General features: G+C 71.8%; 23 protein-coding genes. 15 read left to right on the plus strand and 8 right to left on the minus strand.

All coding sequences use genetic code 11. From position 1 onward, the window contains the following. Window positions 1-36: 36 nt before the first annotated feature. Complete coding sequence (locus tag ACWD4O_RS07065) at window positions 37-1,029, plus strand: helix-turn-helix transcriptional regulator (RefSeq protein ID WP_451278189.1); 993 nt, start codon at window positions 37-39, stop codon at window positions 1,027-1,029. Window positions 1,030-1,150: 121 nt separating this feature from the next. After that, window positions 1,151-1,672 (plus strand): DUF4240 domain-containing protein, encoded by a 522-nt coding sequence (locus ACWD4O_RS07070; protein WP_451278520.1) that lies wholly within the window; start codon window positions 1,151-1,153, stop codon window positions 1,670-1,672. A gap of 12 nt (window positions 1,673-1,684) precedes the next feature. Here ACWD4O_RS07070 and ACWD4O_RS07075 read toward each other — a convergent pair whose 3' ends face one another. Both ACWD4O_RS07075 and ACWD4O_RS07080 read right to left on the minus strand, forming a co-directional pair. Beyond that, window positions 1,685-1,933, minus strand: a complete 249-nt coding sequence (locus ACWD4O_RS07075) for a hypothetical protein (protein ID WP_451278191.1) — start codon at window positions 1,931-1,933, stop codon at window positions 1,685-1,687. 85 nt (window positions 1,934-2,018) lie between these two features. After that, a complete protein-coding gene (locus tag ACWD4O_RS07080; protein ID WP_451278193.1) occupies window positions 2,019-2,867 on the minus strand; it encodes a peptidoglycan recognition protein family protein in 849 nt (282 codons plus the stop codon). Between the two features lie 199 nt (window positions 2,868-3,066). Here ACWD4O_RS07080 and ACWD4O_RS07085 point away from each other — a divergent pair, with 199 nt between their 5' ends. Beyond that, complete coding sequence (locus tag ACWD4O_RS07085; protein ID WP_451278195.1) at window positions 3,067-4,251, plus strand: MarP family serine protease; 1,185 nt, start codon at window positions 3,067-3,069, stop codon at window positions 4,249-4,251. 33 nt (window positions 4,252-4,284) lie between these two features. Here ACWD4O_RS07085 and ACWD4O_RS07090 read toward each other — a convergent pair whose 3' ends face one another. Further along, window positions 4,285-4,824, minus strand: coding sequence for an N-acetyltransferase family protein (locus ACWD4O_RS07090; RefSeq protein WP_451278197.1), 540 nt, complete (start codon window positions 4,822-4,824; stop codon window positions 4,285-4,287). Window positions 4,825-4,895: 71 nt separating this feature from the next. On the opposite strand from ACWD4O_RS07090, the gene ACWD4O_RS07095 reads away from it, so the two are divergent. Then, window positions 4,896-5,789, plus strand: a complete 894-nt coding sequence (locus ACWD4O_RS07095) for a TIGR01777 family oxidoreductase (protein WP_451278199.1) — start codon at window positions 4,896-4,898, stop codon at window positions 5,787-5,789. Window positions 5,790-5,950: 161 nt separating this feature from the next. Next, window positions 5,951-7,369, plus strand: a complete 1,419-nt coding sequence (locus tag ACWD4O_RS07100) for an NAD(P)/FAD-dependent oxidoreductase (RefSeq protein WP_451278201.1) — start codon at window positions 5,951-5,953, stop codon at window positions 7,367-7,369. Between the two features lie 173 nt (window positions 7,370-7,542). Here the strand turns inward: ACWD4O_RS07100 and ACWD4O_RS07105 are convergent, their stop codons facing one another. After that, window positions 7,543-9,063 (minus strand): regulator, encoded by a 1,521-nt coding sequence (locus ACWD4O_RS07105; protein ID WP_451278203.1) that lies wholly within the window; start codon window positions 9,061-9,063, stop codon window positions 7,543-7,545. 246 nt (window positions 9,064-9,309) lie between these two features. Between ACWD4O_RS07105 and lipB the strand changes: the two genes are divergently transcribed. From lipB to ACWD4O_RS07125, 4 genes are all read left to right on the plus strand, one after another. Continuing rightward, window positions 9,310-10,107, plus strand: coding sequence for a lipoyl(octanoyl) transferase LipB (lipB, locus tag ACWD4O_RS07110; protein ID WP_451278205.1), 798 nt, complete (start codon window positions 9,310-9,312; stop codon window positions 10,105-10,107). Window positions 10,108-10,203: 96 nt separating this feature from the next. Further along, window positions 10,204-11,169, plus strand: a complete 966-nt coding sequence (gene lipA, locus ACWD4O_RS07115) for a lipoyl synthase (protein ID WP_451278207.1) — start codon at window positions 10,204-10,206, stop codon at window positions 11,167-11,169. A gap of 271 nt (window positions 11,170-11,440) precedes the next feature. Next, a complete protein-coding gene (locus tag ACWD4O_RS07120) occupies window positions 11,441-11,641 on the plus strand; it encodes an SCO2195 family GlnR-regulated protein (RefSeq protein WP_351914868.1) in 201 nt (66 codons plus the stop codon). Window positions 11,642-11,729: 88 nt separating this feature from the next. Then, entirely contained in the window at window positions 11,730-12,434 is a 705-nt protein-coding gene (locus ACWD4O_RS07125; RefSeq protein ID WP_351914866.1) for a DUF4191 domain-containing protein, read from the plus strand. 110 nt (window positions 12,435-12,544) lie between these two features. Here ACWD4O_RS07125 and ACWD4O_RS07130 read toward each other — a convergent pair whose 3' ends face one another. Then, the gene (locus ACWD4O_RS07130) at window positions 12,545-13,012 is read right to left on the minus strand and encodes an RDD family protein (protein WP_351914864.1); all 468 of its coding nucleotides are present in this window, start codon (window positions 13,010-13,012) and stop codon (window positions 12,545-12,547) included. 221 nt (window positions 13,013-13,233) lie between these two features. Here ACWD4O_RS07130 and glnA point away from each other — a divergent pair, with 221 nt between their 5' ends. The 5 genes from glnA to pspAB all read left to right on the plus strand — a co-directional run bounded on the left by glnA (window position 13,234) and on the right by pspAB (window position 17,474). Continuing rightward, window positions 13,234-14,643: a type I glutamate--ammonia ligase gene (gene glnA, locus ACWD4O_RS07135; protein ID WP_451045818.1), complete on the plus strand. Its 1,410-nt coding sequence runs from the start codon at window positions 13,234-13,236 to the stop codon at window positions 14,641-14,643. A gap of 465 nt (window positions 14,644-15,108) precedes the next feature. Next, entirely contained in the window at window positions 15,109-15,321 is a 213-nt protein-coding gene (locus ACWD4O_RS07140; protein WP_451278210.1) for a hypothetical protein, read from the plus strand. Window positions 15,322-15,507: 186 nt separating this feature from the next. After that, on the plus strand, window positions 15,508-15,765 hold the full coding sequence (locus ACWD4O_RS07145; protein ID WP_451278212.1) for an SCO2583/SCO2584 N-terminal domain-containing protein: 258 nt from the start codon (window positions 15,508-15,510) through the stop codon (window positions 15,763-15,765). A gap of 198 nt (window positions 15,766-15,963) precedes the next feature. Continuing rightward, complete coding sequence (gene htpX, locus ACWD4O_RS07150) at window positions 15,964-16,884, plus strand: zinc metalloprotease HtpX (protein WP_451278214.1); 921 nt, start codon at window positions 15,964-15,966, stop codon at window positions 16,882-16,884. A gap of 5 nt (window positions 16,885-16,889) precedes the next feature. Further along, on the plus strand, window positions 16,890-17,474 hold the full coding sequence (gene pspAB, locus ACWD4O_RS07155) for a PspA-associated protein PspAB (protein WP_451278216.1): 585 nt from the start codon (window positions 16,890-16,892) through the stop codon (window positions 17,472-17,474). Window positions 17,475-17,502: 28 nt separating this feature from the next. Here pspAB and ACWD4O_RS07160 read toward each other — a convergent pair whose 3' ends face one another. Continuing rightward, window positions 17,503-17,796 carry a hypothetical protein gene (locus ACWD4O_RS07160; RefSeq protein WP_451278218.1) on the minus strand — a complete coding sequence of 98 codons (294 nt, stop codon included), beginning with the start codon at window positions 17,794-17,796 and terminating at the stop codon, window positions 17,503-17,505. Between the two features lie 303 nt (window positions 17,797-18,099). After that, window positions 18,100-19,440 carry a DUF2252 domain-containing protein gene (locus ACWD4O_RS07165; protein WP_451278220.1) on the minus strand — a complete coding sequence of 447 codons (1,341 nt, stop codon included), beginning with the start codon at window positions 19,438-19,440 and terminating at the stop codon, window positions 18,100-18,102. A 294-nt stretch (window positions 19,441-19,734) separates the two neighbouring features. Between ACWD4O_RS07165 and ACWD4O_RS07170 the strand changes: the two genes are divergently transcribed. After that, window positions 19,735-20,919, plus strand: a complete 1,185-nt coding sequence (locus tag ACWD4O_RS07170; protein ID WP_451278222.1) for a winged helix DNA-binding domain-containing protein — start codon at window positions 19,735-19,737, stop codon at window positions 20,917-20,919. 104 nt (window positions 20,920-21,023) lie between these two features. Here the strand turns inward: ACWD4O_RS07170 and ACWD4O_RS07175 are convergent, their stop codons facing one another. Beyond that, on the minus strand, window positions 21,024-21,338 hold the full coding sequence (locus ACWD4O_RS07175) for a hypothetical protein (RefSeq protein ID WP_351914842.1): 315 nt from the start codon (window positions 21,336-21,338) through the stop codon (window positions 21,024-21,026). Between the last annotated feature and the right edge of the window lie 108 nt (window positions 21,339-21,446).

Genomic DNA, 21,446 nt, shown 5'->3' on the forward strand with positions numbered 1-21,446 from the left:
ACGCGGCCGCACCCGGCCACCCGGCAATATGAGCGCATGCGTGCTGCCCGTCTCATCAAAATGGTGTTGCTGCTCCAGAACCGGCCGACCATGACCGGCGCAGAACTGGCTCGGGAGTTGGAGGTGTCGGAGCGTACGGTCACGCGGGACGCCCAGGCGCTGTCGGAGGCGGGCGTGCCGGTGTACGCCGAGCGGGGGCGGGCCGGCGGGTACCGGCTCGTCGGCGGGTACCGGACGCGGCTGACCGGGCTGGCGCGCGGGGAGGCCGAGGCGCTGTTCCTGAGCGGGGTGCCGGGGGCGCTGCGCGAGATGGGCCTGGAGGACATCGCCTCGGCCGCGCGGCTGAAGCTGTCGGCGGCCCTGCTGCCCTCCCTGCGGGACGCCCCGCGCGCGGCCTCGCAGCGGTTCCACCTGGACGCGCCCGCCTGGTTCCGCGAGCCGGAGGCGCCGGCGCTGCTGACGGTGATCGCGGACGCGGTGTGGGACGACCGGTGCGTCCGGGCGCGCTATCGGCGCGGGGAGGACGAGGTCGAGCGGGAGTTGGAGCCGTACGGGCTCGTGCTCAAGGCGGGGGTCTGGTACCTGTGCGCCCGGGTCCGGGAGGCCGGGACGTTCCGTACGTATCGCATCGACCGGTTCGTGGCCGTCGAGGCGGCCGACCATCTGAAGGATCGTTTCAGCCGGGACATGGACTTCGATCTGCCCGGGTTCTGGGCCGAGCAGGCGGAGCGGTTCGCCCGGTCCATCCTGCGGGCCGAGACGGTGGTGCGGCTCTCGGAGGCCGGCGTGCGCGCGCTGCCCCACGCCGTGGACCCGGTGGCCGCGCGGGACGCCCTGGCGGCGGCCGGACAGCCGGACGAGCACGGGCGGACGACCGTCACCCTGCGGGTCGAGTCCGAGGAGGTGGCGTACACGCAGCTCACGGCGCTGGGGCCGGAGGCGGAGGTGCTGTCCCCGGCCACGCTCAGGGAGCGGTTCGCCGCGGACGCGGTACGGCTGACGGCGCTGTACGGTTCCCGGGAGGGATGACGTTCCCGACGGCATCCCGACGGCTTCCCGGCGACATCCCGGCCACATTCCCGTCGAACGCCCTGGAATACCCGCCACTCCGGGTGCGTCGCGCACCCTGAGGCACGATGCTGGACGCGTGATGGACGAGACGGAGTTCTGGGAGCTGGTGGACGCCTCCCGCGAGGCGGCCGAGGGTGACCCCGAGGAGCAGGCCGACCTGCTCGTGGAGCGGCTGGTCCGGCTGGACCCGGAGTCCGTGCTCGACTTCGCCCGGCACTTCGAGTCCCGCTACAACCGCGCGTACCGCTGGGACCTGTGGGGCGCCGCCTGGCTGCTCCTGGACGGGGCGAGCGACGACGCGTTCGACTTCTTCCGGTGCTGGCTGATCGGACAGGGCCGGGAGGTCTTCGAGGGCGCCCTGCACGCCGACCCGGACTCGCTCGCCGACCTGCTGGACGACTTCGACGAGGAGATCGACGGGGACGGCGAGGAACTCGGTTACGCGGCCGACGAGGCCTATGAGCAGCTCACCGGGACCGTCGCCCCGGACCTGGGCATTCCGCCCCCGCCGTCCGAACCCGAGGGCTCGCCCGTCGACTTCGAGAACGAGGGGGCGCTGGCCGAGCGGTATCCCCGGTTGTGGCAGCGCTTCAAGGAATAGATCCGGCCGCGGTCAGACGGCGAGCTTGCGGCGGGTGGTGTCCGTCGGGATGTAGGCCTGCGTCTGGTCGACCCGCACCGCGTGGTGCAGGGGCGCCTTGTTGGCCTGCTCCAGGGCGGACGCGGTGGCCGCGGCCGGGCCCAGGACGACCGCCGCGACGGCGCAGAGCACGGTCCAGGGGCTGCGTGCGGCCTTCGTCCAGCCCGCGCCCTGCTCGGTGGTCCGGGTGGTCTCCGCGGACCGCGTACGACTGCTGTTCATGATCCCCGCCTCTGGTCTGCTGCTTCGCTTCGCTTGTGTTGTGCATGACCGTAGGACGCGGGAATGGGAGAACTCTGAACGCTGCCTAAGGCGTTCCTGTGAGTGCCTGGGCGGCCGTTCTGCCCTGGAGACGGGCGGCGGTCTCCCGGATCTCGGGGAGGCGCGCGGTGAGCGCGGCGCCGGGGCAACTGGTCATGAAGCCGTCCCGGTGGCCGGCCAGGACGGGGAGGGTGGCGGCGGTGCCGGAGGCGTACCGGCTGCGGCCGTTGCTGGAGACGAGCCGGACGGTGGTGCGCGGGTCGATGTCGGACAGGCCGAGTTTCCAGGCGGTCAGGGCGGCGATGGCGTCGACCACCGGCTGCGGCACCGGGACCCCGTGGGTGAACGTGCCGAGTGCGGCGACGCCGGTGGTGCGGTGGTTGAAGCCCTGGGTGTGGGCGCCGGTGACCGGGCGGCCGACACCGCCCGCGCGGCCCTCGTAGATCGTGCCGCAGCGGTCGACGAGGAAGTTGTAGCCGATGTCGTCCCAGTCCCGGGCGCCGGTCTGGCCCGTGTACAGGTCGCGGATGATGCGGGGCGCGTCGGCGCAGGCGTAGCCGTTGGGCGAGTCGGTGTGGTGGACGAAGACGGCGACGACCTTGTCGTCGTAGCGCGGGGGCGGCTGCTCGCGCCGGGCGCGCGCGTCCAGCCAGGCGGTGCGGGGCACGACGGGCGGCCGGGCCGCCTGGTGCGCGACGGCGGGACGGGCGATCGCGCGCGGGGCGGGAGCGGCCGTGACGGCGTCCTCGACACCGTTCGCGCACAGCCCCAGGGAGGCGACGGCGGCCAGCCCCGGCAGACAGCCCAGCAGCACGAGGAGCGGGCCCGGCGTCCGCGCCGGAAGCCGGCCTCGCGTTCCCCGCGGACCGCGGGAGGCCGCTCGGAGGGCGCACATGCACCCACTCTCGGCCGGTTCTGCTCCGCCCGCGATGTGTGGTGTGCCACCTGGTGGAACCATCCTCCCGGTCCATGGCGTTTTTCGAGGTACGCGCGTGCGTGGCCGGTTCTGGCCGCACTCGCGCGCGTGATCGATGGGTAGCTGATCACTGGGCCCTTCCCGCACGTACTAGGGGATCTGAGAGAAAGGGGGCCGTGTGGACCTGCTCGACATCCTGCTGGCGCTGGTGATCCTGGCCTACGCCGGTTCCGGCTACCGGCGTGGGCTGGTGGCCGGCTGTGTCTCGCTGGCCGGGTTCGTGGGCGGCGCGGTGATCGGTGTGTGGGTCCTGCCCTGGCTGATGGATCTGGTGACGCCGGGGACCACGGCGGCCACCGTGACCGCCATCCTCACGGTCCTGGCGCCGGCGGTGATCGGGCACGAGCTGGCGGGGCGGCTGGCGCTGCGGCTGCGCAGGGAGCTGGACCGCGGGCCGCTCAGGGTGGCGGACGGCATCGGCGGGGCGGCGGCGAACGCGGTGGCGGTGCTGATCGTGGCGTGGGTGGCGGCGAGCGTGCTGGGCGCGTCCTCGTCGCCGGTGGTCACCTCGTCGATACGGGACTCCCGGCTGCTGGGGGCCGTGCAGGACGCGATGCCGGACACCACGCCCACCTGGTTCTCACGGGCCACGTCGGCGCTGACCCAGGCGGGCTTCCCGCAGGTCTTCAACCCCTTCGAGAGCGAGTCCACGGCGGAGGTCGCCAAGCCCACCGGCGACAGCGTCACGGCCAGCGCGACCAGCGCGGCCAAGCTGAGCACGGTGAAGATCGAGGGCGTCTCGGGCGACCAGGGCCGTGAGGGCAGCGGATTCGTGTACGCGAGCGAGCATGTGATGACGAACGCGCACGTGGTGGCGGGCATCGACGACCCGACCGTCCGGATCGGCGGGGTGGGCGAGTCGTACGACGCGCGCGTGGTGCTCTTCGACCCCGAAAAGGACGTGGCCGTGCTGTACGTGCCGGAGCTGAAGGCGCCGGTCCTGAGCTTCGACGACGAGGCCTCGCGCGGGGACTCCGCGGTCGTCGCCGGGTATCCGCAGGACGGCGACCTGAACCTCCAGGCGGCCACGGTCGCCAACCGGGTGAAGGCGACCGGCCGCAACATCTACAACGACGAGATCGTCACCCGCGAGATCTACTCGATCCGCTCCACCGTGCGCCCCGGCAACTCCGGCGGCCCGCTGCTCACCACCGACGGCCGGGTCTACGGCGTGGTCTTCGCCCGCTCCACCTCCGACGACGAGACGGGGTACGTGCTGACGGCGGCCGAGGTGGCCGGCGACGCCGAGCGGGCGGCGAAGGCGACGCAGGCCGTGGACACGGGAGACCTGGTCAGCTCGTGAACCGCGTGAGCCCTGCGGAGTACCTCCGGAGAGCTACAGCGGCCGGCCCATGAAGACGTCGTCCACGTACTCGCCGCCCAGCAGGAACTCCTCCGGGAGGATCCCCTCCACGGTGAAGCCCTCCGCCTCGTAGAGCGCCCGGGCGGGGGTGTTGTGGCCGAGGACGCGCAGGGTGAGGCGGCGGGCGCCGCGGCGGCGGGCCTCCGCGACGGCCGCGCGGACCAGCGCGCGCCCCACGCCCCGGCCGCGCGCCTCCTCGGCCACGGCGAGGCCCTGGATCTGCCGGACGTGCGCATTGCAGGCGAGCGGGGTGGGGAAGCCGAGGCGGATGTAGCCCACGACCCGGGCGCCGCTCCCGGCGTCGGTCTCGGTGCCGCTCCCGGCGTCGGTCTCGGCCTCGGCGACCAAGTGGTCCTCGGGGGCGTGGCGTTCGTCGAAGAAGGGGGCGTAGGGCGGCTGTGGCCGCGGCATGACCGCGTGCAGGTACGACCAGGTCAGCCGGTCGACGAGGGCGAGCGCCTCGCCGTCGGCGGGCAGCGCGGTGCGTATGCGTAGCGTGGATGGCTCGGGCATGGCCGTCACCCTATGGCGCGGACGCGACCGTCTGACCGGGGTTTTATCCGGACGACGGGCAGGATGACCGCATGGAACGTACGCGAATCGCGGTGGCCGGCGCGTCCGGCCTGATCGGCAGCGCCCTGGTGCGGTCTCTGACGGCCGACGGACACACGGTGGTCCGCCTGGTGCGGCACCCGCCCCGGAGCGCGGACGAGGTGCGCTGGGACCCCGAGAAGGGGCAGGTGGACACGGCCGGGCTGGCCGGGTGCGGCGCCGTGGTCAATCTGGCGGGGGCAGGGGTCGGCGACCGGCGCTGGAGCGACGCGTACAAGCGGCGGATCCACGACAGTCGGGTGCACGGCACGACCGCGCTGGCGAAGGCCGTCGCCTCGCTCGACGAACGGCCGCGGGTGTTCGTGAACGGCAGCGCGATCGGCCGGTACGGCGAGACGGGCGAGCGGGTCGTGGACGAGAGCGCGCCCGCCGGGAGCGGTTTCCTGCCGGAGCTGTGCGTGGAGTGGGAGCAGGCGGCGGCGCCGGCCCAGGACGCGGGCGTGCGGACGGTCTTCACCCGGACCGGGCTGGTCGTGGCGCGCGGCGGCGGGGCCTGGGGCAAGCTGTTCCCGCTGTTCAAGGCCGGACTCGGGGGGCGGATGGGCGACGGCCGGCAGTACTGGTCGTATGTCTCGCTGCACGACGAGGTGGCGGCGATCCGGTTTCTCCTCGACCGCGACGACCTGTCGGGGGCGTTCAACCTGACCGCGCCCGAGCCGCTGACGAACCGTGAGATCACCGCGGCCATGGGACGGGTGCTGCACCGGCCGACGCTGTTCGCCGTGCCGGCGCCGGTGCTGCGGGCGGTGCTCGGCGAGATGGCCGGGGATGTGCTGGGCAGTGCGCGGGTGGTGCCGAAGCGGCTGCTGGAGTCCGGGTTCACCTTCGCGTTTCCCGGGATCGAGGATGCGATCCGGGCAGCCTGATCCTCCGCGTGACCGTATGCGACCGCCGTGCGACCGTGCCCTGTTCATGCGCGACTGTTCCTGACCGATCACGGCCCTACCCTCGATCCGAACTCGGGCATCCGGGACGGCCGTTGGGGGCATGACGTCTCCACCGGCCGCGCAACCTCGAGGAGGGGCACGTGCTAGAGCCCGCGTACCAGGCAGACGTCGTCGTGGTGGGAGCCGGAGTCGCCGGACTCTCCGCCGCGCACCGGCTGACCAGCGCAGGAGTAACGACCGCCGTCCTGGAGGCCGCCCCTTACGTCGGCGGCCGCATGGCGACGGAGAAGATCGACGGGTTCCGGCTCGACCGCATCGGACAGCTGCTGTCCACGGCGTATCCCGAACTGGCCCTGACACCGGGGCTGGACGCGTTCGTCATGCGTCCGTTCGCGCCGGGGGTCCTGCTGCACAGCGACGGACGACATCACCGCGCGGGCGCGCAGGCGGGCGCGGGGAGCGCAAGGGGCGCACTGCACGCCGTACGCGCTCTGGCGAGCACTCCCCGGCCTGGCGGGCTGCCCAGGCCGCGCGCCGGCGGCTCCCTGCCCGTACCGGGCCGTCCGACGGCCCCGCCCCGGGTCCGGGCGGGCGCGCCGCTGGGCACCGCCGTGGACCAGGCCCGGCTGGGCGCCGCGCTCACCCGGCTCGCGACCACCCCGGCCGAACGGCTGCTGCGGCGCCCGGAGTTGCCGGCCGCCGAGGCCCTCGCGGCCCGCGGTCTGCCGGCCCGCACGGTCGACGGGTTCCTGCGACCGCTGCTCGCCGCGCTGCTCTGCGACCCGGACCTCACCACGTCCAGCCGGTGCGCGGACCTCGCGCTGCGCGCCTTCGCGTCGGGCCGGCTGTCGTTGCCGGAGGGCGGGGCGGAGGTGCTGCCCGAGCTGCTCGCGCGAACGCTGCCGCCGGGCACCGTGCACACCGGGGTGCGGGTCACCTCGGTCTCCACGACCTCGGTGACCACCGCGGGGCACGGCGAGTTCCGCTGCCGTGCCGTCCTGGTGGCCACCGACGCGCGCACCGCGGCGGAGCTGCTGCCCGGGCTGCGGGTGCCCGACTTCCACCCGGTGACGGTCGTCCACCACACGACGGACGAGCCGCCGCAGACCGGCGCCTCGCTGCTGCTGGACGCCGACCGGGGAGGGCCGGTCGCGCACACGGCGGTGGTCAGCGAGGTCGATCCGAGCCGGGCGCCCGCGGGCCGCGCGCTGATCTCGTCCACGGTGCTGGGCACCCCGCCGCCAGGCGTGGACACGGCCGTGCGGATGCATCTGTCCCGGCTGTACGGCACATCGACCGCGCGGTGGGAGACGCTGGCCGTGCATCACACCGCCGAGGCCGTGCCCGCGATGCGGGCGCCGCATGATCTGCGGCGCCCGGTGCGGTTGCTGGCGGGCCTGTACGTGTGCGGCGACCACCGGGACACGAGCACGGTGCAAGGCGCTCTGCACTCGGCGCGTCGCGCTGCCGCGGCGATCGTCTCCGACCTGCGCGCCGCGGGTTCGCTGAACTCGGCCGAGCCGTTGCCGACGGCCCGTCAGCAGCAGGCAGCCGCGTGACCCACCCGCTGGGGGCTCTGCCCCCAGACCCCCGGGCCTATGCCCACCCACCGCCCGTCTCGGTAAGTCAAAAGGCGACGGCCAGGTATTTCAGCCCGTCCGGCGTTTGAGGACGAGGCCCCTTCAGGGCCGACAGCGGGGGTCTGGGGGCGGCAGCCCCCAGGGGGCCACGGTCAGCCCAGGGCTGCGACCTTGTCGCGGTACGTGCGGGCCGGGGCCGCGTCGCGGTACGGCTCCAGCCTGCGTTCGAAGTCCCTGACGTACTCCAGGGCCCGGACCGACCGCATCTCCGCCGCCTGGCCCGCCGCCTCGGCGGCGAGCTGGCAGGCCTGGTCGAGCTCGCCGAGGCCGAGGCGGGCCGAGGCGAGGACGACGCGGCAGAACAGGCGGCTGCGGGCGTGCGCGGCGGGGCGCAGCTGCAGGGAGCGTTCCGCGTGCTGGGCGGCCGCGCGGAACTGCTGGAGGTCGCGGTGGCAGTGCCCGAACTCGTCGGCGAGCTGCGCCTCGTCGAAGAAGCGCGCCCAGTGCGGGACCTCGTCACCGGCCTTGGCGGCCTCCAGCGCGCGTTCGGCCCGGACGAGCGCGGCGGTGGAGGCCCGCACCTCGCCGAGCACCCCGTGCCCGCGCGCCTCCGCCGAGTGCAGCAGCGCCTGCACGACGGGCGGGGCGCCCGTGCCGACGCCCTGCTGGGCCACCCGCGCGAGCTGCACCGCCTCGCGGCCGTGGCCGAGATAGACGGCCTGGCGGCTCATGGTGACGAGGACGAAAGAGCCGTACGCCCGGTCCGCGGCCGCCTGGGAGAGGCGCAGGGCCTGGACGAAGTAGCGCTGGGCCAGGCCGTGCGCGGCGATGTCGAAGGACGTCCAGCCGGCGAGGCGGGTCAGATCGGCGGCCGCGCCGAAGAGGCGGCGGCCGGTCTGTTCGCCGTAGGCGCCGCGCAGCATCGGCTCGCACTCGTGCTCCAGATAGCGCACGAGGGCCTGGCGGGCATGGCCGCCGCCGTACCGGTCGTCGAGGGTGCGGAAGAGCTCGCCGACCGAGCGCAGCGCGGAGATGTCGCCGCCGGTGACCCGCTGGCCGGGGCCGCGCTCGCTGCCCTGGCCGCGCTGCCGGGGCACGGCCGCGAGCCCCGGCGTCACCTGGGCGGGCGCCGTCGCGGGCTGGGGCGACGACGGCTGCTGGGGTACGGCGGGCCTGGCGGCCGGGCGGGCCTGGACGGGCACCCGGGCGGGCGGTTCGCTGCGGGCGACCTTCTCGTCGGCCCGTCCGATCAGCCAGTCGCGGCTCGGCACGACGAGCCCGGCCGGGGTGAAGGCGATCTTGCGGAGCTCGGCGTGGCTGCCGGAGTCCTTGCGCCAGAGCCCGCCGACGATGTCGATGGCCTCCTCGGGGGTGCCGGCGAACTCCAGGCCCGCGTAGACGGGGGCGCAGGCGTCCAGGCCGAGGTCCTGGGCGGTGAGGCGACGGCCCAGGCGTCGGGTGAAGACCTCGGCGATCAGGGCGGGGGTGGTGCCCCGGGGCTGCTGCCCGCGCAGCCACCGGGTGACGGACGTCTTGTCGTATCTGAGATCCAGCCCGTGCTCGAGGCCGAGCTGATCGACGCGACGGGCCAGTCCCGCGTTGGAGAAGCCCGCTTCTGCGATGAGCGCGGCGAGCTGGCGGTTGGGATTGCGCTGCGCGGGTCGTTCCGTCATCTGCGGTGCGGTCTCCTGCCTTCCGGGCGTCTGACGTGCCCGGTTGAAGTGCCCTGGTGGGTGTGAGCAGCCCTTTTGGCCTCGTGAACGGCGCGAATGTAGCGGAGCGTAGCCACTCGGTCGCACATCTCCACGTTCATTCATCCGATCGTGTGAGGATTGGCCGTGCGGCTGACGCGGAACGCGCGGACGTACAGTGGCTTGGGCGTTCGACGCGCCTGACGACTTTCCAGGGAGGCGCTTGCCGTGAGCGAGCTGCGGTTCGTCCGGATGGGGTTCGGCGAGGACGCCGTCGAGTACCAGGAGGCGTGGGACGAGCAACGCCGTGTGCACGCGGCCCGGTTCGCCGAAGAGGCCCCGGACACCGTGCTGCTCCTGGAACACCCGCCGGTCTACACGGCGGGCCGGCGCACGGCCGACGACGAGCGCCCCCTGGACGGCACCCCGGTCGTGGACGTGGACCGCGGTGGCAAGATCACCTGGCACGGCCCCGGCCAGCTGGTGGGCTACCCGATCCTCAAGCTGCCGCGCCCGGTGGACGTCGTCGCCCATGTGCGACGGCTGGAGGACGCCCTGATCCGCACCTGCGCGGAATTCGGCCTGGAGACCTCCCGGGTCGAGGGCCGCAGCGGGGTGTGGGTGCTCGGCGATCCGGTGGAGCGACGCCCGTCGCTCGGCGGCCTGGCGCTGGACTTCGACCCCCGGCTCACCGACGAGGAGTTCGACCCGCGGCTGAACGGTCCGCAGTACGCGCCGTCCAACGCCGGTCAGCGACGTGAGGACCGGAAGATCGCGGCGATCGGCATCCGGGTCGCCAAGGGCGTCACGATGCACGGCTTCGCGCTCAACGTGAACCCGGACAACAAGTGGTTCGACCGGATCATCCCGTGCGGGATCCGGGACGCGGGCGTCGCCTCGCTGGCGGGCGAGCTGGGCCGGGACATGACCATCGCCGAGGTGCTGCCCGTGGTGGAACGGCACCTGACGGACGTCCTCGAGAACGCGGAGCTCCAGCCGCGGGCGATCGAGAAGACACCGGCCTGAGCAGCCTGCCCGGCGCAGGCAGGCACCCGCGCCGGGTTTCAAATCGACGGGCGTACCCTTAAGGACGCCGAAGAATCAATCGCTAGGGAGCCGGTCGTGTCCGCAGTCGCCCCCGACGGACGCAAGATGCTGCGCCTGGAGGTCCGCAACGCCCAGACCCCCATCGAGCGCAAGCCCGAGTGGATCAAGACCCGGGCGAAAATGGGTCCCGAGTACACCGCGATGCAGAAGCTCGTGAAGAGCGAGGGACTGCACACCGTCTGCCAGGAAGCCGGCTGTCCCAACATCTACGAGTGCTGGGAGGACCGTGAGGCGACCTTCCTCATCGGCGGCGACCAGTGCACCCGGCGCTGCGACTTCTGCCAGATCGACACCGGCAAGCCCGAGGCGCTGGACCGCGACGAGCCGCGCCGGGTCGGCGAGTCCGTCGTCACGATGGACCTGAACTACGCCACCATCACCGGCGTGGCGCGGGACGACCTGGCGGACGGCGGGGCGTGGCTGTACGCCGAGACCGTCCGGCAGATCCACCTCCAGACCGCCGAGCGGGAGGCGGGGCGCACGAAGGTGGAGCTGCTGGCTCCCGACTTCAACGCCGTCCCGGAGCAGCTCGCGGAGGTCTTCTCCTCGCGGCCCGAGGTCTTCGCGCACAACGTCGAGACCGTCCCGCGGATCTTCAAGCGGATCCGGCCCGGCTTCCGTTACGAGCGTTCGCTGGACGTCATCACGGCCGCCCGCGACTACGGTCTGGTCACCAAGTCGAACCTGATCCTCGGCATGGGCGAGACGCGTGAGGAGGTCAGCGAGGCGCTTCGGCAGCTGCACGAGGCGGGCTGTGAGCTGGTCACCATCACGCAGTACCTGCGGCCCTCCGTGCGCCACCACCCCGTGGAGCGCTGGGTCAAGCCGCACGAGTTCGTCGAACTCAAGGAGGAGGCCGAGCAGATCGGCTTCTCCGGCGTGATGTCGGGTCCGCTGGTACGGTCCTCCTACCGCGCCGGACGCCTGTATCAGATGGCCGTCGAGAAGCGCGGTTCGTTCATCGCCACCCAGGCCGTCTGACACAACGTCACCCGCCTTGCGCCGTACGGCCGCAAGCCGAGTGTGTGAATTCGCGCACAAGTTACTACTCGCCAGTAGTGACCGAAAAGACGCGGCCCTGACCGTCCTCGCAGATGAGGACGTCCGTCAGGGCCGCGTCAGCGTTTCGGCCCCCCGCGCCAAGGCTTCATTCGCGTTTGACCGGTCGGTCACGCACTGGTAACACCAATCAGTAACGCTCGTATCACACCACGTAGACCCATGCCGAAGCCCTACGAGGGGGACGTTCACCATGCAGGCCGCGCCCGTTCGCGCCACCGCGATCCCGACCTTCACCGACGCACTGCGTGCCGTCGAGTCGCTGCTCATGAGCAGCGGCCAGCGCACCGCCCGTCGCAACGCCTGGACCTCCGTGCTGGAGGACCGCCGTCGCGCCAAGGACCGTGTCGAGGCGCAGCGCGTCCTCGAAGAGGTCACCTCCGCCCGTTCCTGACCCACCCGCCCCTCCGCACCCCGTACGCGTTCCCGCACCTCCCCTCCTGCCGTCGAAGGCGCTTCCGAGGCCACGTAGACTTCGTGGCATGGCGAGAAGTGACAGCGCGGCGGACGCCGCTAACCCCGGGCGACTGAAGCAGATCGCCCTGACGTACAAGATGACCCGCAAGGCCGACAAGACGATCGGCCTCGTGCTCGCGGGTGTCTTTCTCCTCACCTTCGGCGTCTTTCTCGCGATCGGTTTCCTGATCGATCACCCGGTCTACCTGGGCATCCTGGGCTTCCTGCTCGCCTTCCTCGCGACGGCGATCGTGTTCGGACGCCGGGCCGAGCGGGCCGCCTTCGGTCAGATGGAGGGCCAGCCCGGCGCGGCCGCGGCCGTCCTCGACAACATCGGCCGCGGGTGGACGACCACCCCCGCCGTGGCGATGAACCGCAGCCAGGACGTGGTGCACCGGGCCGTCGGCAAGGCCGGCATCGTTCTGGTCGCCGAGGGCAACCCGAACCGGGTGAAGTCCCTGCTGGCCGCCGAGAAGAAGAAGATGAACCGCATCGTCGCGGACGTCCCGGTGCATGACGTGATCGTCGGCACGGGCGAGGGCCAGGTCCCGCTGAAGAAGCTGCGCACCACCATGCTGAAGTTCCCGCGGGTGCTGGCCGGCCCCCAGGTGACGGCCACCAACGACCGGCTGCGCGCCATGGGCGACCTGATGAGCAACATGCCGCTGCCCAAGGGGCCGATGCCGAAGGGCATGCGCCTGCCGAAGGGCGGCAGCCCGAAGTCCCGCTGATCTCATACGGCCTTATGGCCTTACGGCCTTACAGCGATGGGGCGCCCGGATCACTCCGGGCGCCCCATCGTCGTCTTCGTGTGTGCTTCGGCTTCGTGTGTGCTTCGTTCTCAGATCCGTACTTCCACCGTGCGGGCGAGCCGGTCGTGCAGGCCTCGGCCGTCGCGGTCCCAGATCAGGGCCGGGAGGGCCAGGCAGAGCAGGACCGTGCGCAGCACGGAGCGCAGCGGGTTGACGGTGCCGGTCTCGGCGGAGACCACGCGCAGGCCGAAGAGGCGCTTGCCCGGGGTGGAGCCGACCGTGCCGACCGTCAGGACGCCCAGCACGAGGAAGACGAGCAGGGCCCAGTTGCTGGTGGCGGGCCGGTAGCCGTCCGTGATCAAGCTGTATGCGATCAGAACGCTGAGGCCCCAGTCCACGGCCAGGGCGCCGAGCCGGCGGCCCGGGCGGGCGATCGAGCCCGGTCCCTCCTCCGGCAGACCGAGCTGCTCGCCCCGGTATCCGAAGTCGGCACCGGCTTCTTCCATGGCCGAACGGGGTCCGGAGAGCCATGATCCGAGTGCTTGCCTGTTGTCCACCCGTCCACGGTACTGCGCACCCATATGACCGGTGACGGGCGGGGGTGGCGACCTGGTGTGTCCGGGCTACGGTGGACGATGGGCCGGTTAACTTGTGCGAAACAAATGGGTCACGCCCGAGAAATCACCCGTCCCTAGGGTCGACGACAGCGTGTGCCACCGCACTGGCCGCACGAACGAACTACCACCCCGGCTCGACGGTCGGGAGTAGGAGGAGCTGGATGTTCCAGAACGCCGACGAGGCCAAGAAGTTCATCGCGGACAAGGACGTCAAGTTCGTCGACGTCCGATTCTGCGACCTGCCGGGCGTCATGCAGCACTTCACGCTGCCCGTCGAGGCGTTCGACCCGGACGAGGAGCTCGCGTTCGACGGTTCGTCGATCCGCGGTTTCCAGGCCATCCACGAGTCCGACATGGCCCTGCGCGCCGACCTGTCGACGGCCCGTGTCGACCCGTTCCGCCGGGACAAGACGCTCAACATCAACTTCTTCATCCACGACCCGATCACGGGCGAGCAGTACTCCCGTGACCCGCGCAACGTGGCGAAGAAGGCCGAGGCGTACCTGGCGTCGACCGGTATCGCCGACACCGCGTACTTCGGCCCCGAGGCCGAGTTCTACGTGTTCGACAGCGTGCGCTTCCAGACCTCCGCGAACGAGTCCTTCTACCACATCGACTCCGAGGCCGGCGCCTGGAACACCGGTGCCGTCGAGAACAACCGCGGTTACAAGGTCCGCTACAAGGGCGGCTACTTCCCGACCCCGCCGGTCGACCACTTCGCCGACCTGCGTGCGGAGATCTCCCTGGAGCTGGCCGCGTCCGGCCTCCAGGTCGAGCGCCAGCACCACGAGGTGGGCACCGCCGGCCAGGCGGAGATCAACTACAAGTTCAACACGCTGCTCGCCGCGGCCGACGACCTCCAGCTCTTCAAGTACATCGTGAAGAACGTGGCCTGGCGCAACGGCAAGACCGCGACCTTCATGCCGAAGCCGATCTTCGGCGACAACGGCTCGGGCATGCACGTCCACCAGTCTCTGTGGTCCGGCGGCTCCCCGCTGTTCTACGACGAGGCCGGGTACGCGGGCCTGTCGGACATGGCCCGCTACTACATCGGCGGCATCCTCAAGCACGCCCCGTCGCTGCTGGCCTTCACCAACCCGACGGTGAACTCCTACCACCGTCTGGTCCCGGGCTTCGAGGCGCCGGTGAACCTGGTCTACTCGCAGCGCAACCGCTCCGCGGCCATGCGTATCCCGATCACGGGCTCCAACCCGAAGGCCAAGCGCGTCGAGTTCCGCGCGCCCGACTCCTCCGGCAACCCGTACCTGGCGTTCTCCGCCCTGCTGCTCGCGGGCCTGGACGGCATCAAGAACAAGATCGAGCCGGCCGAGCCGATCGACAAGGACCTCTACGAGCTGGCCCCCGAGGAGCACGCGGGCGTCGCCCAGGTCCCGACCTCCCTCCCGGCCGTCCTGGACCGCCTCGAGTCGGACCACGAGTTCCTGCTCGCCGGCGACGTCTTCACGTCCGACCTGATCGAGACGTGGATCGACTACAAGCGCGCGAACGAGATCGCCCCGCTGCAGCTGCGCCCGCACCCGCACGAGTTCGAGCTGTACTTCGACGTGTGATATCGCCCCAGGTCAGAGCGGGTTTCCGTTCTCCTGGGCCGTGTGTGGGCCGTCGGCCGTGCTCTTCCCACTCCGGGAGGGGCACGGCCGACGGCCTTTTGCGCTCGGGTCGCGGAAGTGGTGGCGCAGTCCGCCTCGGCCGGACCTTCCCTACGGCACGCCGGCCGCCCACCGATCTCATTCGCAAAGCACGCCTGGCCTTATCGATATAAACAGTCACACCGCGCAGTCCCCGGAAGTTCCGCTGCAATTCGGCCCACACTGCAAAGGGTGGCGAGTATGCCTACGCTGGATCAGGAGGGTGAAGTTCTCATCGGAAGGACCGAGGCCATGACTCTGAGTTCAGCGCGTTCGCGTGCCGGAGCCCTTGCAGTAGGCACCCTGCTGCTCACTGCCTTAGGTTTGGCAGCCGCTCCCGGAGCTGACGCTTCGACTTCGACGACGGTTCAAGGGAAACCCGGGCACATGTCCTATGCAACCTGCCCGGCGGGCACGCACCTGATCGGCGGAGGATACTCTGCGGCCAACCAGGACGCCATTAACGCAGGGGCGGCTTCGGGATATGCAATTTGGGCAAATCACTCGGTGACCGACCCCGAAGTCTACCCGGAAGACACTTGGTTTGTCGGGGCCCAATTCGAGGTCGTGGCATTTGCTCTTTGTGAAACCAACGAGTGAGCCCCCTGACTCAGAGAGGGCCCGTCGGGCATCGCCGCAGGTGCTCACCGACCCGGCCCTTTCACTTCTTCGACGCGTGATCGAACCCTGAGCCGTCCGGTGCCCCCGCTTCCGTTTTTCGGAGCGGGGGCGTCGTCGTATGGTTTCTGGCACTGCTGTTCGAGAGACATGACGGGGGAAACGGGGATGCCCGAACAGGACGACGCCGAGCGGGAGTTCGACATCAAGTGGGCGGACGCCGCGGTGCACAAGGAGCCCTCGGCGCGGGCCCGGATGCTGGCCGCCCGCTGGAAGGAGAACCCACCCGAGCCGGTCCCGTTCCGCGGCGACCCGCGCCCGGTGGCCCGGGTCCGCTCGTCATGGCTGTCGACGACACTCGTGCTGGGAGGCGTGGCCGCGGTGATCCTACTGCTGGGGTACATGCGCTTCCGGGCGCCTTACTAGGGGGCGGCAGCCCCGCCGGAGGCGGGCGTGTCGGGGCTCGGGGTGGCGGTGCCTCAGGCGGGGATGCCGGGCTTCGTGGGGGCTCGTGGGGGCTCGTGGGGAGCTTTTGCTGCGTCTAGGGTCGTTACGGACCCGTTCATGGGGCTGGGGCGGTGCACACTTGCAGTGGGGCGAGTGCCTGACTGCGGGGTGATGCAGATGCAGAGCCGTTTCCGGAGCGATCGGCGGCTGACCGTGCGGATGACGGTCACGTTGTTCCTCCTCGGGCTGTTGTACGTGGCGTTCGTCGCCGCGTTGATCGTGTTGCTGAAATCGTGGGTGCTGGTCGTCGTGCTGATCGCGGCGATGTTCGTCGCGCAGTTCTGGTTCTCCGACCGGATCGCGATGTTCGCGATGCGCGGGCGGGTCGTGGAGCGCGAGGAGTATCCCGAGCTGCATGCGGTGGTCGACCGGCTGTGTGCGATCGCGGACATGCCCAAGCCGGTGGTCGCCGTCTCCGACCTGGGCATGCCGAACGCGTTCGCGACCGGACGCAGTCCCGAGCATGCGGTGGTGTGCGTGACGACGGGGCTGCTGGGGCGGCTGGAGCCGGCCGAGCTGGAGGGCGTGCTCGCGCACGAGCTGTCGCATGTCGCGCACAAGGACGTGGCCGTGATCACGATCGCCTCGTTCCTGGGCGTCATCGCGGGGCTGATCGTGCGGTTCGCGTTCTACTCGCAGCTGTTCGGCGGCGGGCGCAGGGACCAGAACACCGCGGTCGTCTTCGCCGCCGTGATGGGTGTCTCGGCGGCCGTCTACGCGATCAGCTTCCTCCTCATCCGGGCCCTGTCCCGGTACCGGGAGCTGGCGGCGGACCGGGCCGCGGCGCAGCTGACGGGCCGTCCCTCGGCGCTGGCCTCCGCGCTGACGAAGGTCTCCGGCGACATCGCCCGGATCCCCACCAAGGACCTGCGGACCGCGCAGGCCTTCAACGCCTTCTTCTTCACCCCCGCCACCGGCAAGGAGCCCGGCATCGAGCAGTACTTCTCCACCCACCCGAGCCTGGAGCAGCGGCTCGACCAGCTGGGGCGGATCTCCGCCGAACTGGGCGAGGCGGCCACGCCCGGGAAGGCGGGCTGAGCGACATGGGGCTGCTGGACATCCTGCTCGGCCGGACGAAGCCGGTCGTGCCCGATCTCGATCAGCTGTTCGCGCTGCCTTCGGCGGCGGTGACGCTGGAGGCGGCGGCCGGGTTCACCCCGACCGGGCAGGGTGCCGTGTGTTTCGCGACCGTCGAGGGCTCGGCCTTCGAACAGACGCACCGTGAGGTCCAGGCGCTCCTCGACGCGGACACCGAGCGCACCGGTCCCCCGGTGCGGCTCCAGCGGGACGAGTTCGGCTACTCCTGGCTGGTCTCGGAACGCGCGCCCGATCAGCTGTCGCTGCTGGTCAACGATCTGCACGCGGTCAACAGCGCGATGGAGGTCAACGGCTTCGGGCCGCAGCTGCTGTGCTCCCTCGCCGGGTTCGAGGACGCGGACCACAGACGGCTGGCGCTCGTGTACCTCTACAAGCGCGGCTCGTTCTATCCGTTCGCGCCGCTGCCCGGTGCCGGGCAGCGGCGCGACAACGCGTTGGAGTTGCAGGTGAAGGCCGCTCTCGGGAACGACCTGCGGCTGGAACAGGACCTGAGCCGCTGGTTCCCGGTGTGGGGAGCTCCGGGTCTGTAGGGCTCCCCGGCCCGTAGGCCCGGTGCGGCTACTTGCTGCGCTCGCGCTCCTGGCGGCGGTACTCCAGGGGACGCTCGCGACGGTAGCGACGCTCCCACTTGGCCTGCGTGTCACGGCGCTCGCGGTAGGCCTTGTACGAGGTCGGCGCGGGTCCCGCGCCCTGGGCGGGCCCGGGGGCGGACGGCGGCGACGACGTCGAGGACGCGTCGAGTCCGTAGCGCACGTACAGGAAGAGCACGGCGACGGCGGCGAGCCAGTAGAGCGGGTTTCCGAATCCCAGGACCACCAGGACGACGGTCCCGGAGAGAACGACGGTGCCCATGGCGTACCTCCTTCCTGGGCAGGGACGGGTGACTGTGCGTAGCGGTGGGGGTGGGTTGACGCCTCCAGAGTACGGAACCCGTCACTCAACGTGCATCTCCTTTTCGGCTTGCCGCGTCGTGCCGCGTCGTGCCGTCGGCCCGGGAGTTCGCGGTGCACGGCCGCTGCCGCGTCCTCGCCTTCGGCTTCTCCGGGCACGACGAAAGCAGCGGCGCGCTACGGGAGTTGAGCCTGCGCCGGCGTTGACGGAGGCGGATGCCGACGGAGGCGGATGCCGACAAAGGCGGGTTCGGAGCCCCGCCGGTCAGACGTCCGGCGCCGCCGTCACCACCCCTGCCGCGACCGCTCTGCCCAGGGTCGCGTGGTCGGCGGCGGTCCGGTCGGCGTAGGCCAGGGCGAAGTCGGCGACGGCGCGTTCGAAGGTGTCGGCGCCGCCGAGGTAGCCGGCGATGGCGAACCGGTCGCCGGACCGGGCGTGGGCGCGGGCCAGGGCGGTGCCGCAGAGCCGGGCGTAGGCGAGGAGGTCGGCCGGGGACATGCCGGCGACGTCGGCGGAGCCCTTGGTGTCGCGCAGCTGGCGCCAGTAGAAGGCGCGCCCCTGCGGCCCGGTCATCCAGCCGAGGAAGACGTCGCCGGCGGCCTGCAGCAGCCGCTGCCCGGCGACGACCCGGTGGCCGGGATGGGCGTAGGGGCCGTTCGGCAGATGCTCCTCCAGGACGGACGCGCGGGCCTCCTTGATCTGCAGGAACAGCGGGTCGTCGGTGTCGCGTCCGGCGAGCAGCACGATGAAGCAGCGGGTGCCTACGCTGCCGACGCCGACGACCTTGCGGGCGACGTCGACGAACCGGTAGCGGTCCAGCAGCACACGGCGCTCCTCGGCGAGGGTGGAGCGGTAGTCGCAGAAGATCTTGCGCAGGGCCGCGCTGTCGGAGACGCCGGCGGGTTCGAGCAGCGGTGGGTCGTGGACGATGCGGGGACGACCGTCGACGACCTCGGTGAGCTTGCCGAGGGCCTGGAGGCTGGTGCGGCGACGGGCCCGGGTGAGGCTGGCCCCGGCCTGTGCGCGGCGCCGGGCGGAGCGCAGCAGGGGCAGGAGCCGCTCGGCGTCGATGCGCTCGTGCCAGACGGCGAGTTCGCCGAGCCGGGACAGCCGCCGCATGGCGGTGCGGTAGGCGGCGACGGTCTCCAGGGCGGCGCGGTGCACCCGGGGCTCGGGGTGGCCGTTCTCGCGGGCGGCCACGGCCACGGAGGCGGCAAGCCGTTTGACGTCCCACTCGAAGGGGCCGGGGAAGGTCTCGTCGAAGTCGTTGAGGTCGAAGAGCAGGGCCCGCTCCGGGGAGGCGTACACCCCGAAGTTCAGCAGGTGGGCGTCGCCGCACAGCTGCACGGTCAGCCCGGTGTGCGGCTGCGACGCCAGATCGGCGGCCATGACGGCGGCCGCACCGCGCAGGAAGGCGAACGGCGAGGCGGTCATCCTCCCGTACCGGATCGGCAGCAGCTCGGGCAGCCGGTCCCGGCCCTGCCGTTCCAGGACGGCGACCGGGTCGGGTCGGTCGACGGGCGGGAGCCAGCCGGCCTGGGCGGACCGGGGGACGCGTCTGCGGGCGTGCTTGCCGCGCCCGGCCCGTTCGGCGGGGGTGGTCATCCGCGTCGCCTCCGCACCACGTCCGCCTCCCGTTCCACGGCACTCCCGGCACTCCCGGTTTTCCCTGCGCTCCCTGCGATCCCTGCTTTCCTGCGTTCCCAGCACTTCTGCGTTCCGAGCACTCCTGCGTTCCCAGCACTCCCTGCGTTCCCTGCGGCCTCCTGTTCGCAGTGAAGGCCCGGACGGGGACGGCCGCATGTCGGGTACGGCAAACAGGTGAGGTCCGGGGCCCGATTGTCAGTGGTGTCGGGGAGGATGCGGACGGCGACGAGGTGACGACGGGTGGAGGCCTGAATGGGTGACGGACTGCGATACGTCGGTGTGGCGGAGCGGCGGGCCAGGCTGGCGCTGCGGCACCGGCTGGCGCCGCAGGCGCGGGCCGCGACGCCCGAGGAGGTGGCCGACTCGCTCCTCGCCCTGCACGGCTCGGACCCGGCGGCGGTGTATCTGGCGATCGGCGCCCGGCTCGCCGACCCGGCGGTGACCGTCCCGGAGACCGACCGGGCGCTGTACACGGACCGGACCCTCGTCCGTATGCACGGGATGCGGCACACCGTCTTCGTGTTCCCGACGGCGTCGACGGCCGTCGTGCACGCCTCGACCGGCCTCACGGTCGCGGCGCGGGAGCGGGCCACGCTGGTGAAGGACATGGCGAAGGCCGGCGCCCCGGACGCGGCCTGGCTGAAGGAGGTCGAGGAGTCGGCGCTGGCCGCGCTGGGCCGGCTCGGCCAGGCGACGGCCGCCGAGCTGTCCCGCGAGGAGCCGCGGCTGCGGGAGCAGTTCGTGTACGCGGCCGGAAAGCCCTACGAGGGCGTCCACACCGTGGTGACCCGGCTGCTGAGGGTGCTGGGGGTGGAGGGCAAGGTGGTCCGAGGGCGCCCGCTGGGCTCGTGGACGTCGAGCCAGTTCCGCTGGGCGCTCGCCCCCGAGCACCCCGAACTGCCCGCGGCGGACGCCCAGTCGGATCTGCTGCGGCACTGGCTGCGGGCGTGCGGCCCGGCCACGGAGGCCGACCTGAAGTGGTGGACGGGCTGGCGGGTGACGGACGTCCGGCGGGCGCTGACCGCGATCGGGGCGCGGGCGGTGACGCTGGACGAGGGCACGGGATACGTCGTCGACGGCGATGTGGATCCCGTGCCCGGCCCCGAGGAACCGTGGGCGGCCCTGCTGCCCGCCCTCGACCCGACGGCGATGGGCTGGCAGGGCCGGGACTGGTATCTGGCCCCGGAACTGCGCCCCGCCCTGTTCGACTACAGCGGGAACGTCGGGCCGACGGTGTGGTGGGACGGCCGGGTGGTGGGCAGCTGGGCCCAGCGCGCCGACGGGGAGATCGTGTGGCGGATCCTGGACGAGGAGGGGATCGGCGGCGAGGCGAGAACGGCGATCGGGGCGGCGGCGGAGCGGCTGGGGGCGTGGGTCGGAGCGACCCGGGTGACGCCGAGGTTCCGCACACCGGTGGAGAAGGAGCTGACGAGCTGAGCTCGGGGGCGAACGGGGGGGGGAGGAGAAGCGAGGGGCGAAGTGCGGGGCGAACGCCCCGACGCCGGGCGCCGTCGCATACGAACGGCGCCCGGCGCCACGGCTCAACGCGAGTAACGCAGCAGCGCCCGCACCATGTGGCACGTCGTGTCCGACGGCGGATGGACGCCGATCAGCTCCGCCGTGCTGCGGATCTTCTCGTTGCGGGCCTGGTTCGGCATATACACGCCCAGGTCGAGCAGCGCGATGGCAAGGCGCATGGCCTTGAGTCGACGGTTGTGCATGACGTACCAGTCGCGCGGCCGCCCGGGCGGCAACGGCCGCTTCTGGACGGGCACATAGGGCAGATCGAGCTGGACGGAACGCTTCGCGGTGGACTGGGTCGCGGACGGCTTCGGCTTCAGTGCGGCAGCGGGCACAGGCATCCTCCTGTCGCGGTCAGGGCCCGACCCGGAACCTCCGGCGGACCCTCGAACACTGCTTCTATTCTACTGCCCACCACTGACAATCGCCCCTGATCACAAGGG

The sequence above is a fragment of the Streptomyces sp. NPDC002623 genome (assembly GCF_053592635.1).